General features: G+C 71.1%; 11 protein-coding genes. 8 read left to right on the top strand and 3 right to left on the bottom strand.

Annotation, left to right across the window (positions count from 1 at the left end; genetic code table 11):
* The first annotated feature begins 13 nt into the window (after positions 1–13).
* The 3 genes from DEI85_RS09995 to DEI85_RS09985 all read left to right on the top strand — a co-directional run bounded on the left by DEI85_RS09995 (position 14) and on the right by DEI85_RS09985 (position 3,232).
* A complete protein-coding gene (locus tag DEI85_RS09995) occupies positions 14–967 on the top strand; it encodes an ROK family glucokinase (protein ID WP_017886608.1) in 954 nt (317 codons plus the stop codon).
* Positions 968–1,017: 50 nt separating this feature from the next.
* Positions 1,018–1,743 carry a lysophospholipid acyltransferase family protein gene (locus DEI85_RS09990; RefSeq protein ID WP_027465236.1) on the top strand — a complete coding sequence of 242 codons (726 nt, stop codon included), beginning with the start codon at positions 1,018–1,020 and terminating at the stop codon, positions 1,741–1,743.
* A 103-nt stretch (positions 1,744–1,846) separates the two neighbouring features.
* Positions 1,847–3,232, top strand: a complete 1,386-nt coding sequence (locus DEI85_RS09985; protein ID WP_051596677.1) for a class II 3-deoxy-7-phosphoheptulonate synthase — start codon at positions 1,847–1,849, stop codon at positions 3,230–3,232.
* A gap of 98 nt (positions 3,233–3,330) precedes the next feature.
* Here DEI85_RS09985 and pknB read toward each other — a convergent pair whose 3' ends face one another.
* Both pknB and DEI85_RS09975 read right to left on the bottom strand, forming a co-directional pair.
* Complete coding sequence (pknB, locus tag DEI85_RS09980) at positions 3,331–5,403, bottom strand: Stk1 family PASTA domain-containing Ser/Thr kinase (RefSeq protein WP_111123967.1); 2,073 nt, start codon at positions 5,401–5,403, stop codon at positions 3,331–3,333.
* An 82-nt stretch (positions 5,404–5,485) separates the two neighbouring features.
* Positions 5,486–6,772 (bottom strand): LysM peptidoglycan-binding domain-containing protein, encoded by a 1,287-nt coding sequence (locus tag DEI85_RS09975; protein WP_258376376.1) that lies wholly within the window; start codon positions 6,770–6,772, stop codon positions 5,486–5,488.
* Positions 6,773–6,944: 172 nt separating this feature from the next.
* On the opposite strand from DEI85_RS09975, the gene DEI85_RS09970 reads away from it, so the two are divergent.
* Complete coding sequence (locus DEI85_RS09970; protein WP_173033316.1) at positions 6,945–7,301, top strand: Rv2175c family DNA-binding protein; 357 nt, start codon at positions 6,945–6,947, stop codon at positions 7,299–7,301.
* Positions 7,302–7,375: 74 nt separating this feature from the next.
* Here the strand turns inward: DEI85_RS09970 and DEI85_RS09965 are convergent, their stop codons facing one another.
* On the bottom strand, positions 7,376–8,494 hold the full coding sequence (locus DEI85_RS09965; protein ID WP_111123944.1) for a polyprenyl synthetase family protein: 1,119 nt from the start codon (positions 8,492–8,494) through the stop codon (positions 7,376–7,378).
* A 96-nt stretch (positions 8,495–8,590) separates the two neighbouring features.
* Here DEI85_RS09965 and DEI85_RS09960 point away from each other — a divergent pair, with 96 nt between their 5' ends.
* From DEI85_RS09960 to ftsL, 4 genes are all read left to right on the top strand, one after another.
* Positions 8,591–8,986, top strand: coding sequence for an SCO2097 family morphological protein (locus DEI85_RS09960; RefSeq protein ID WP_111091079.1), 396 nt, complete (start codon positions 8,591–8,593; stop codon positions 8,984–8,986).
* A gap of 980 nt (positions 8,987–9,966) precedes the next feature.
* Positions 9,967–10,398, top strand: a complete 432-nt coding sequence (mraZ, locus tag DEI85_RS09955) for a division/cell wall cluster transcriptional repressor MraZ (RefSeq protein ID WP_017886616.1) — start codon at positions 9,967–9,969, stop codon at positions 10,396–10,398.
* A 106-nt stretch (positions 10,399–10,504) separates the two neighbouring features.
* Positions 10,505–11,470 carry a 16S rRNA (cytosine(1402)-N(4))-methyltransferase RsmH gene (gene rsmH, locus DEI85_RS09950; RefSeq protein ID WP_110860137.1) on the top strand — a complete coding sequence of 322 codons (966 nt, stop codon included), beginning with the start codon at positions 10,505–10,507 and terminating at the stop codon, positions 11,468–11,470.
* A 1-nt stretch (position 11,471) separates the two neighbouring features.
* Complete coding sequence (gene ftsL / locus DEI85_RS09945; RefSeq protein ID WP_111123945.1) at positions 11,472–12,203, top strand: cell division protein FtsL; 732 nt, start codon at positions 11,472–11,474, stop codon at positions 12,201–12,203.
* Positions 12,204–12,238: the final 35 nt, after the last annotated feature.

Genomic DNA, 12,238 nt, shown 5'->3' with positions numbered 1-12,238 from the left:
AGGCTCGTTGCTCGTGCACGCCATCGGAATCGACATCGGGGGCACCAAGATCGCGGGTGCGGTCGTGACGGAACTCGGCGAGATCGTCGCCGAGGACCGCGTGGCCACCAACGCTGCGGACCCGAACGCCATGCTCGACGACGTCGTCTCGATGGTCGAGCGACTCAGCTCGCTCCACCAGGTCGGCGCCGTGGGGGTCGCCGCCCCCGGGTTCATCGACGCCTCGCAGTCGATCGTCTACTACACGCCGAACATCCGGTGGCGGAACGAACCGCTCCGGCAGAAGCTGCAGCAGCGCCTCGGCGACCTGCACATCACGGTGGACAACGACGCGAACGCCGCCGGCTGGGCCGAGTTCCGGTTCGGCGCCGGTCGGCTCGTGTCCGACATGACGATGCTCACCATCGGCACGGGCGTCGGCGGTGCCATCGTGACCGAGGACCGCCTGTTCCGCGGGGGCTTCGGAACGGGCGGCGAGATCGGCCACCTGCGCATCGTCCCGAACGGGCTGCCCTGTGGCTGCGGTGCCCGCGGCTGCATCGAGCAGTACGGCTCGGGTCGTGCCCTGCAGCGCATGGCGAACGACGTCGCCGACGCCGGTGGCATCGGCTCGGCCCTGGCCGACGCCCGCGCCGACAACGGCGGCCAGCTCGACGGCAAGATCGTCGGCGACCTGATCCTGGCCGACGACCCGGGTGCCCTCGCGGCCCTCCGTCGGCTCGGTCGGCACCTCGGCGAGGCGTGCGCGTCGCTGTCCGCGGTGCTCGACCCGCAGCTCTTCGTGTTCGGCGGCGGCGTCGCCAGTGCGGGAGACCGGCTGCTCGACCCGATCAAGCAGGCGTACCTCAACAACCTGCCGGCCCGCGGGTACCACCCCGAGCCGGACTTCGTGATCGCCGAACTCGTCAACGACGCCGGCGTCGTCGGTGCCGCCGACCTCGCCCGCATCCACGCCCGCACGGCGTAGGGTCGGGCCACCCACCCGGGCCACCACCTTCTCACCACCTGGAGTCGTCGATGACCTACTGGCTGCTGAAGAACTTCGTGCTCGGCCCGCTCATCCTCACCCTGTTCCGGCCGTGGGTCGTCGGCCGCGAGCACGTGCCCGCCAAGGGCCCGGTCATCTTCGCGTCGAACCACATCTCGTTCATCGACTCGGTGATCCTGCCGGCGGTGCTCGACCGTCGACTGTCGTTCCTGGCGAAGAGCGACTACTTCACCGGCCGCGGGCTGAAGGGCTGGGCGACGAAGACATTCTTCAACGCCATCGGCCAGCTGCCGATCGACCGCTCCGGCGGCAAGGCGTCCGAGGCATCGCTGCGCACCGGCCTGCAGGTCCTGGCGCGCGGTGAGCAGCTCGGCATCTACCCCGAGGGCACCCGCAGCCCCGACGGCAAGCTCTACCGCGGCCGCACCGGCATCGCCCGGATGATCCTCGAGGGGCGCGTGCTCGTCGTCCCCGTCGCCATGGTCGGCACGCGCGAGGTGCAGCAGATCGGGCAGCGCTTCCCGAAGATCAAGCGCGTCGGGGTCGTGTTCGGCAAGCCGCTCGACTTCTCGCGGTTCCAGGGGTTCGAGACCGACCGCTTCATCCTGCGCAGCGTCACGGACGAGGTCATGCACGAGCTCGCCGGCCTGAGCCGACAGGAGTACGTGGACGTCTACGCCACCAGCGTGAAGGAGCGGGCGAGCTCCGCGCGCGAGGCCGTCATGCGGGAACGGAAGTCGACGCCTGCACGTTAGGCTCTGATGGTCCCGGCACCCCGCCAGGACGCCCATCGACGACGCGCGGCCTGGTGCCGGTGGCGTCGTCGGGCCGCCCGCACAGAACACCGAGGTAACGCCCTTGTTCGAGTCGACCGACTTCGTCGCCCTGCAGGATCCGGACGTCATCGAGGGGCTCGACTATTGGCGGACGCTCCCGATCAAGCAGCAGCCGACCTGGCCGGACGCCGCCGCTGCTGAGGCCGCGTCGGCCGAGATCGCCACGCTCCCGCCGCTCGTGTTCGCGGGCGAGGTCGACAAGCTGCGCGAGCGGCTCGCCGCGGCCGCCCAGGGCAAGGCCTTCCTGCTGCAGGGCGGTGACTGCGCCGAGACCTTCGCCGGTGCCACCGCCGACTCCATCCGCGACCGGGTCAAGACGATCCTGCAGATGGCCGTCGTGCTGACCTACGGCGCCTCGATGCCCGTCATCAAGATGGGGCGCATGGCCGGGCAGTTCGCCAAGCCCCGCTCGAGCGACTTCGAGACCCGGGGCGACGTCACGCTGCCCGCCTACCGCGGCGACATCGTGAACGGCTACGACTTCACGCCGGAGAGCCGGACGGCCGACCCGCGCCGCCTGGTGCAGGGGTACCACACCGCTGCTTCGACGCTGAACCTCGTCCGGGCCTTCACGCAGGGGGGCTTCGCCGACCTGCGGCAGGTGCACTCGTGGAACAAGGGCTTCGCCTCGAACCCCGCGAACGCCCGCTACGAGCACCTCGCCAAGGAGATCGACCGCGCGATCCGCTTCATGGACGCCTGCGGTGCCGACTTCGAGGCGCTCAAGCACGTCGAGTTCTACGCCTCGCACGAGGGGCTGCTGATGGACTACGAGCGCCCGATGACCCGCATCGACTCGCGCTCCGGTCTGGCGTACGACACCTCCGGTCACTTCATCTGGATCGGTGAGCGCACGCGCGACCTCGACGGCGCCCACGTGGACTTCCTGTCGCGGGTGCGCAACCCGATCGGCGTGAAGCTCGGCCCGACGACGAGCGTCGATGACATGAAGGCGCTCGTCGACAAGCTCGACCCGAACCGTGAGCCGGGTCGCCTGACCTTCATCACGCGGATGGGCGCGGGCAAGATCCGCGACGAGCTGCCCAAGCTGCTCGAGGCGATCAAGGGCATGGACGCCAACCCGCTGTGGGTCACCGACCCAATGCACGGCAACGGCCTGACCACGCCGACGGGCTACAAGACCCGCCGGTTCGACGACGTCGTGGACGAGGTCCTCGGCTTCTTCGAGGCGCACCGCCAGGTCGGCACGTACCCGGGTGGCATGCACGTCGAGCTCACCGGTGACGACGTCACCGAGTGCCTCGGCGGCTCGGAGCACATCGACGAGGCCACGCTCGCCACCCGCTACGAGTCGCTGTGCGACCCGCGCCTCAACCACATGCAGTCCCTCGAGCTCGCCTTCCTGGTGGCCGAGGAACTCGGCGCGCACCAGCCCGACCGCTCGTAACGCAGGAACCCCCGGACAGGAGGCCCGGTGCCAGCTGGCACCGGGCCTCCTGTCCGTCGTGTCCACACGTTCCGGGCCGCGGGAACTGCCCGGCGGAACTACTGGTCGTAGGACAGGGTGACCGTGTCGCCGCGGTGGACCGTGGCACCGACGCCCGGGTCGGTGCCGGTGACCGGCAGCTTCGACTTCCAGTCGTAGAAGCCGCAGAGGATGTTCGTGCAGTCGGGCACGGAGACCTTCAGCCCGAGGTCCTCGAGGGTCTTCGTCGCCTCGTTGATCGTCGCCCCGACGACGCCGTCCTCCGGCACGGTGATCGGCGTCGGACCCTTCGACACGACGACGTCCACCGCCGACCCGCGCACGGCGGGGGAGTCCTGCACGGCGGCGGAGACGATCTGGCCCGCGGGCACGCTCTCGCTGTACTCCTCGGTCCGGGCGCCGAGGATCAGTCCGACGTCGTCGAGTGCGGCGGAGGCCTCGTCGACCGTCTTGCCGACCACGTCGGGCACGGGGCCGAGCGAGACGGTCAGCGTGACCGGCCCGGTCTCGCCGTAGGCCTTCACCGTCGTGAGGTCGAGCGGCTTGCCGCCGGACACCCGACCGGTCGCCGCGACCACGGTGTCCTTCGGGGCGTCGGCGGAGAACTCGTACCGGTCGTCCTGCAGCTCGAAGTCGTCGTCGAGCGCGGCCGTCACGGTGGAGAGCGGCTGGCCGACGATCGCCGGCAGCGGGATCATCCGGGGGCCGTTCGACACGACGATCTGCACCGCCGTGCCCTTCTGCACCTCGCGCTCCGCGGCCGGCTTCGTCGTGGAGACCTGCCCCTTCGCGACGACGGCGTCGAACCGTGTCCCGGTCTTCGACGCCGCCTGCAGGCCCTGTGCTTCGAGCAGCTGCCGGGCCTGCGAGACCGACTTGCCCGTGACTTCCGGGATCCGCACGTTGCCACCCGGCCCCGGGCCGAAGTACCAGCCGAAGCCGGCTCCGATCAGCGCGAGCACGACGACCACGGACAGCAGGATCCAGCCGCGCTTCCGGCGCTTCGCCGACTGGTCGGCGAGCCGCTGTCCGGCGGGGGAGAGCACGCCCGGCTGTGCCCCGGTCCGACGGGGGCCCGGGGCGTTGCCGCGCGCACGGGCGGGTGCTCGACCGCGGTCGCCGGTGTCCCGGTCGCCGGACCGCTCGATGATGGCGGTCTCGTCGGCGGCTCCTCCGGCGGCCCCGACGGATGCTGCGGCCGCTGCGGCGCCGAGCGTGCCCGCGCCACCGGAGGGCAGGATCGCGGTCCCGTTCTCGGGGCGCAGCACGGCGGTGCGGTACTGGCCGGTCGCACGCTGCTGGTTGCCCGACATGTGGTCGAGCATCTCGCGGGCGTCGCGGGGACGGTCCTCGGGATCCCGTGCGGTCGACCAGGCGACCAGCTCGTCGAGCTCCGGCGGCACCCCCGACACGGCGGCACTCGGTGCCGGCACGGAGTCGTTGGCGTGCTGGTAGGCGATCTGCATCGGCTGCTCGCCCTTGTAGGGCTGCTCGCCGGTGAGCATCTCGTAGAGCATGATGCCGAGTGCGTAGATGTCGCTGCGCGAGTCGGCGGCGCCGCGGGTCACGAGCTCGGGGGACAGGTAGGCGATCGTGCCGAGCAGGGCCGCGCCGGTCGCCGTGTTCGCGGTCGTGGCACGGGCCAGGCCGAAGTCGCCGAGCTTGATGCGGCCGTCGTCGGCGAGCAGGACGTTCTCGGGCTTCAGGTCGCGGTGCACGATGCCGGCGCGGTGGGCCGAGGCGAGTCCGGCGAGCACGGCGCGCAGGATGTCGGTCGCCTGCTCGGGCGTCAGGGCGTGGTGCTCCTGCAGCAGGTCCCGCAGCGTGATGCCGGGGATGTACTCCATGACGATGTAGGCGATCTCGCCCTCGGCACCCTGGTCGTAGACGCCCACCAGGTTCGGGTGCGACAGCCGGGCCGCCGACCGGGCCTCCTGGATGAAGCGCTCACGGAAGGCCTGGTCGTCGGCCAGGTGCCCGTGCATGATCTTGATCGCGACGCGTCGCTCGAGGCGCACGTCGGTCGCGAGGTAGACGGTCGCCATGCCCCCGCGCGCGATGCGGGAGCGGACGCGGTACCGCTGATCGATCATGCGACCGATCATCGGATCCGTGGCGGCGTTGGTGGTCATCGGCGGCATTCTACGAATCGGAACCGCACTCGGGCGCACCGGCGCACCGCCCGTGACCCAATCTCGATCTTCCGGATGAGGCTCAGAGGGTCGCCAGCCAGCCCTGGGCGGCGCTCGCCCAGTTGGCGTAGGCCTTCGGGTAGGCGGAGAGCTGCACGGCCTGGGCCGCGTCGGTGATGCTCATCGAGGACCAGCCGGGCACGTCGAGCAACCCGCGGGTCTTGCCGGCGTTCGGGTTGTTCCGCCCGCCGAAGAACAGCGCGGTGGCGTGCGCCGGGTCCTGCAGCTTCGCCGCGCTGCCCCAACCCTGGCTCGGACGCTGCTGGAACAGGCCGACCGAGTCGCGGTCGCCGTGCGGCAGGTTCCGGAGGCTCGACTCCTGCATCGCGGCGGCGAGGGCCACGACGATGCCGCGGTCGGGGACGCCCAGGGATCGACCGACGGAGACGATGGTCGCCGCGTTCTGGCGCTGCTCGGCGCTCAGGCCGACGGCACCGCTGACCGCCGCACGCGCGGGGACCGCAGGCGCGGCGGTGGCGTTCGACGACGGGATGACGAGCGTCTTGCCGGCGTAGATCGTGCTCGTGTACGACAGGCCGTTCGCCGACAGGAGCGACTTGACGGAGACGTGGTGGGCGGCGGCGATCGAGGCCACGGTGTCGCCGGCGCTGATCTTCAGGCTCGTCTTCGTCGACGGGGCCGAGGCGATGGAGACCGACGGCGTCGAGGACGAGCCGTGCGGCACCCGCAGCGTCTGCCCCGGGTAGATGACGCTCCGCTGCGACAGCTTGTTCGCGCTGAGGAGCGCCGTGGTCGACACGCCGACGCGGGACGCGATGCCGGAGACGGTGTCGCCCTGCTTCACGTGGTAGCTCGAGGTGTCCGAGCCGGAGCCGCCGGTCGACCCGGAGGTCCGCACCGCGGCGGTGGTGACGGCGGGCGTCGATGCCAGGTGGAGCGTCTGCCCGGGGTGGATGATCGTGTTCCAGCCGAGGCCGTTGCGCACGAGGATCTCCTGCGCCGACAGGCCGAAGCGGGCGGCGATGCCCGAGACCGTGTCGCCATGGTGGACGGTGTAGTTCGTGGGCACAGCCGTGGTGGTGGCCGTCGTGGTGGCGGCGACCGTCCGCACGACGGTCTGCGTCGGCCGCGCGACGGCGGTGCCGAACACCGGACGGTCGGTCACGGCGCGGTCCTGGTCGACGTGGCGCTTGTGGTTCGCGTCGGCGTCGTCGTGCCGCGGCTCGGCGTGGGCGATCGGGCCGGTGAGCCCGGCGGTCACGGCGATCGTGCCCGCGAGGACGATGGGCATGGTGGCGAACCGGGCGGATCGTGCGCGCCGGGCGACTTCGTCTGCAGCGTGGTCCACGGGTTTCTCCTGATCTCGACTGAGCCGTGCGCACGCATGCGCGCACTCACAGGTGCCACAACGCTGGCACGGCCTGATTCTCAAGTCAACCAGAGAGTCGGATGGGGTGGATGTGACGAATGTGACGAACGAGGCGCATTCACTCCGGCGGTCACTCTGGCACCATGGGCGTGTGAGTGCCGCACCCGCCGACGACCTGTCCCTCTCCGAACGCTGGCTGACCGTCCCCGAGCTGGTGGACATGTTCAGCACGAGCCCCGGACGGATCCACCGACTCTTCGAGCAGAAGACCCTGCTGGCAGCCCGCGTCGGCGGTGTGCTGCGCGTGCCGGTCGAGTTCCTCGAGGACGGGGAGCCGATGCCCGAACTGCGTGGCACGCTGATCGTGCTCGGCGACAACGGCTTCACCGACGACGAGGCGGTGCGCTGGATGCTCACCGTCGACGACGCGATGGGCACCACGCCGATCGCGGCGCTGCGCGCCGGTCGCAAGGCCGAGGTGCGTCGCGTCGCCCAATCGCTGCTCTAGACGCGTTCCGGACGGACAGGAGGCCCGTGGCGGTGTCGCCACGGGCCTCCTGGCGCGCCCTGTGTGGAACGCGTCTAGGACGTCCGGCGGCTGACCGTGTCGGCCAGCGACGCGAGCTGCTCGCGGGCCGACGGTGTCAGCGGCGAGGCGTCGAGCGCCGCCTTGGCGCGCTGGACGTGCCGCTCGATCGACCGCTCCACGGCGGCCACGGCGCCCGACTCGGTGAGGGTCGCGCGGAGCATCTGCACCTGCTCCTCGTCGAGGTCGGGGTCTCCGAGGAGCTCGTCCAGGAGCTGCCGCGGGCCGTTCGCCAGCGTCTTGCGCGCCGAGGCGATGAGGACGGTCCGCTTGCCCTCGCGCAGGTCGTCGCCGGCCGGCTTGCCGGTGACCTCGGGATCGCCGAAGACCCCGAGCATGTCGTCGCGCAGCTGGTACGCCACGCCGAGGGGGAGTCCGAAGGCGCGGAGGCCCTCGAGCTGGGAGTCGCTCGCGCCGGCGACGAGGGCACCGATGACCAGCGGGGCCTCGATCGAGTACTTCGCCGACTTGAAGACGATGACGCGCTGGGCACGGAGCAGGTGCTCGGACTCGTCGATGACCGGCCAGGCGGTCTCCTCGTGCACGTCGAGGTACTGCCCCGCCGTGACGTCGAGGCGCATCGCGTGGAACTCCTGACGGACGATGCGGGCCCGCACCGGGTCGAGGAGCGCGAGGCCCTCGTCGAAGACCGAGTCGCTCAGCGAGAGCAGCAGGTCGCCGAGGAGCAGCGCGGAGTTCGTGCCGTACTGCCCGCGGTCGCCGACGAAGCCGGACTCCTCGTGCAGGGACTCGAAGCGGCGGTGCGCGGCCGGACGCCCACGGCGGGTGTCCGAGCGGTCCATGATGTCGTCGTGCACCAGGGCGGCGGCGTGGAAGACCTCGAGCGCGGCGGCGACCGTGACGATCGCCTCGGCGGTGGTCTGCCGGGACCCCTCGGCCAGCGGGTCGAACGAGCCCGAACGGCCCGCCACCGACTGCCATCCCCAGTAGCAGAACAGTGCCCGGAAGCGCTTGCCGCCGGACAGCAGGTCTCGGGCGTACCGGTCGAACGGCGCGAGGTCGGGGCTGATCGCGAGGAGCCGTTCACGCTGCTCGTCGAGTGCCCGGTCGATACGCGCCGATACGAGGTCCACTAATCGCGTACTCTCAGCCACGATCCCTACCCTAGTGGAGTGGTCGAGGCATAGAATCGGTCCACTCAACCCGCGTTTTTCAACCCCGCGTCGATCCCAGGAACAGAGGGAACCAAGATGCCGCTCTCGGAACAGGAGCAGCGCCTTCTCGAAGAGATGGAGCGCAGCCTCTACCAGAACGATTCCGATTTCGTGGCTCGTGTCACACGTCGACAGGGTCGTCCGACGTACACAGCCATCACACTCGGGGTCCTCGGCGCACTCGCCGGGGTCGCCATCGTCATCGTCGGCCTCGTCATCAAGGCGCCGCTGTTGGGCATCCTCGGCTTCGTCGTGATGCTCGCCGGTGTCCTGTTCGCGTTGCGCCCGGGTATGCGTGCCCCGAAGGCGAAGCCCGCTCGGCCGGGCAAGCCCGCATCCGGTGGGTCGGCGCGTCCGTCCACCGGTGGCGGCGGGTCCTTCATGGACCGGATGAACGAGCGCTGGGACAAGCGCAACGACCAGAGTCAGTAGCTGACGGGAGTCATCAGGACTCCCTCCACACTCCTCCACGGGGTCGACCTTCGGGTCGGCCCCGTTTCGTGTTTCCGGGGGCGGGGGCTCTTGTTGCGGCGTCCGGGCGTGGTCGTGCCCGCGCGAGTGGTCACGACATGCCGCGTGCGGGTCGCCGAGGGTGCAGGAGCTGTCGGCTGGGGCCCGCGCGAGCGACGGTTCGTGACCACTCGGCGTCGCGGCGGCGGCACGTCGTGACCGCGCGCTGACTGGCAGCCGGGGGCGTGGTGGAGCCGACCATGCGCCCGCGTGAGGGCCGCGGCGGCGGTGGGGCGGGCCTCCAGGCCCGGGCGTGGTCGTGCCCGCGCGAGTGGTCACGACATGCCGCGCGGTGGATGCCGAGGGTGCAGGAACTGTCGGCTGGGGCCCGCGCGAGCGACGGTTCGTGACCACTCGGCGTCGCGGCGGCGGCACGTCGTCACCGTGCGCTGACCGGCGGCCGGGCGTGGTGGAGCCGACCGTGAGCCCGGGTGAGGGCCGCGGCGGCGGTGGGGCGGGCCTCCAGGCCGGGGTGGGCCGTCGCCGGTTGTGCCCGCGCGAGTGGTCACGACATGCCGCGCGGTGGATGCCCAGGGTGCAGGAACTGTCGGCTGGGGCCCGCGCGAGCGACGGTTCGTGACCACTCGGCGTCGCGGCGGCGGCACGTCCTGACCGTGCGCTGACTGGCAGCCGGGCGTGGTGGAGCCGACCGTGATCCCGCGGCGCGCCCTGACGTGCTCCACCGGCTGCGAAAGTCCTCCACTTTCCTCCACGCAGCCCTCGGCGCTGTCGAACCGCATGATTCCGGGCCTGCGAGGTCATCGCTGCGGAGTGCATTCCAGTCTGCATGCCCCCAGTAGGGGTGTCGCGGGCCGAAAAGGGAGTGGAATCCTGGGCGCGGGGAGGGGAGTGGAGTAAAGTGGGGCTCGCAACGGTCCGGTGGAGCGGAGGGGAGGCCCGACGTGCTGCTCGGTACTCATGCCCCGAAGCTCGACGAGAAGGGTCGCGTGATCCTCCCCGCCAAGTTCCGGGACGAACTGTCCGGCGGGCTCGTGATGACCCGCGGCCAGGAACGCTGCGTCGTGGTCTTCAGCGCCCGGACGTTCGAGGAACTCCACGAGCGCATCCGGACCGCCCCGATGACGTCGAAGCGCACCAGGGACTACATGCGTCTGTTCCTCTCGGGGGCCAGCGCCGAACAGCCCGACAAGCAGAACCGCGTGACGATCCCGCAGAACCTCCGCGAGTACGCGGGGCTCGAGCGGGACCTCACGGTCATCGGCAGCGGTGACCGTGCCGAGATCTGGTCCACCCCCGCGTGGGAGGCCTACTACGCCGAAGCCGAAGAGGCATTCGCCGACAACGACGAGGAGGTGATCCCGGGGATCTTCTGATCCGCGGATCGGGACTCCCAGCCGTGAAGCCCTGACGCCACTTCCCCGGTGTCAGGTCGCATGGATGGGGATCCGGACCCACGGCCCAGGAGACGAGGGGCTGCACATGGCCGACAACGACAACGAGACGCCACGCTTCCCGCACACGCCGGTGATGCTCCAGCGCATCGTCGACCTGTTCACGCCGACGCTCGAGGGCCCGGGCAAGGTCGTCGTCGACGCCACGCTCGGCATGGGCGGCCACTCCGAGGGCCTGCTCGAGCGCTTCCCGGAGCTCACGCTCATCGGGCTCGACCGCGACACCGACGCACTCGGCATCGCGGGGGAGCGCCTGGCCCGCTTCGGCGACCGGGTCCGGCTCGTGCACACCGTGTACGACGGCATCGTCGACGCGATCGAGGGCGAGGGCTTCACGAAGGTCGACGGCGTGCTCTTCGACCTCGGCGTGAGCTCGCTGCAGCTCGACCGGGCCGAGCGCGGGTTCGCGTACAGCCAGGACGCCCCGCTCGACATGCGGATGGACCGGACCGAGGGGCAGACCGCCGCCGACGTCCTGGCCACCTACGACGAGGGCGAACTCCGCCGCATCTTCCAGCGCTACGGCGAGGAGAAGCTCGCCGGCCGCTACGCCCGAGCGATCGTCGAGCGGCGGGAAACGAAGCCGTTCGAGATGTCCGGCGACCTGGTCCAGGTGCTGCACGACGCGACCCCGGTCGCCATCCAGCGCCAGGGGCACCCTGCCAAGCGCGTCTTCCAGGCACTCCGCATCGAGGTCAACGCCGAACTGAGCGTGCTCGAGCGAGCCATCCCGGCGGCGCTCGACGCCATCGCGGTCGGCGGTCGGATCGTCGTCGAGTCGTACCAGTCCCTCGAGGACCGCATCGTCAAGCGGGCACTGGTGGAGCGCACGAAGTCGAGCGCTCCCGCCGGCCTGCCGGTGGAGCTGCCCGAGCACGCCCCCACCTTCTCCCTGATCGTCAAGGGCGCCGAGCTGGCCGACGAGGCCGAACGCGCCGCCAACCCCCGAGCAACCCCCGTGCGCCTGCGCGCGGCCGAGCGGATCCGGAACTGACATGAGCACGAACCTCGCACTCGTCGACCCCGCGGTCGTCCCGTCGCGGGCCCCGCGCCCCGACCGTCAGCGCCGCCCCGAGCTGGTCGAGGTCACCCCGACCGCGGCCCAGCGTCGGGCACGCCCCCGCATCGGGTACGCCGTCGTGGCCGTCGCCGCGCTCGGGATCCTGCTGCTGGCCCAGCTCGGCATCAGCATGGTGCTCAGCCAGGGCGCCTACACGCTCAACTCGCTGTCCGCCGAGCAGACGAACCTGTCCCGCACGCAGCAGTCCCTGTCCGAGCAGCTCCGGGTCCTCGACTCGCCGCAGAACCTGGCACGCAACGCCCAGTCGCTCGGCATGATCGCCAACTCGACGCCGGTGTACCTCGACCCGAAGACCGGTCGGGTGTACGGCACGCCGACCCCGGCGAAGCCCGACGAGGCCACGGCGTCCACCGAGAACCAGGTGCCGAACTCACTGCTGAACGACGTGCCGCTGGCCACGAAGCCGGGCGACACGTCGACGAGCAAGGAGACGGGCACGACGGGCACGTCGAGCGCGAAGGACACGTCGGGCACCAAGGACACGTCGAGCACGAAGGACTCGTCGGGCGCCGCGGGCACCACGGGATCCACCGACGGCACGGCCGCGTCTGAGAAGACGAGCGGCGCCAGCGCGTCGGACCAGGGGACGGCGAAGTCGTCCGTAGAGTCCGACGCGAACCCGCTCCAGGCGCCCTCCACCCGGTGACCGGCGGGTCCGCCGCACCCTCAGCACCGCCCGGG

The sequence above is a fragment of the Curtobacterium sp. MCBD17_026 genome (assembly GCF_003234895.2).
GTDB lineage: Bacteria > Actinomycetota > Actinomycetes > Actinomycetales > Microbacteriaceae > Curtobacterium > Curtobacterium flaccumfaciens.
This window is presented reverse-complemented; position numbering and strand designations above follow the sequence as displayed.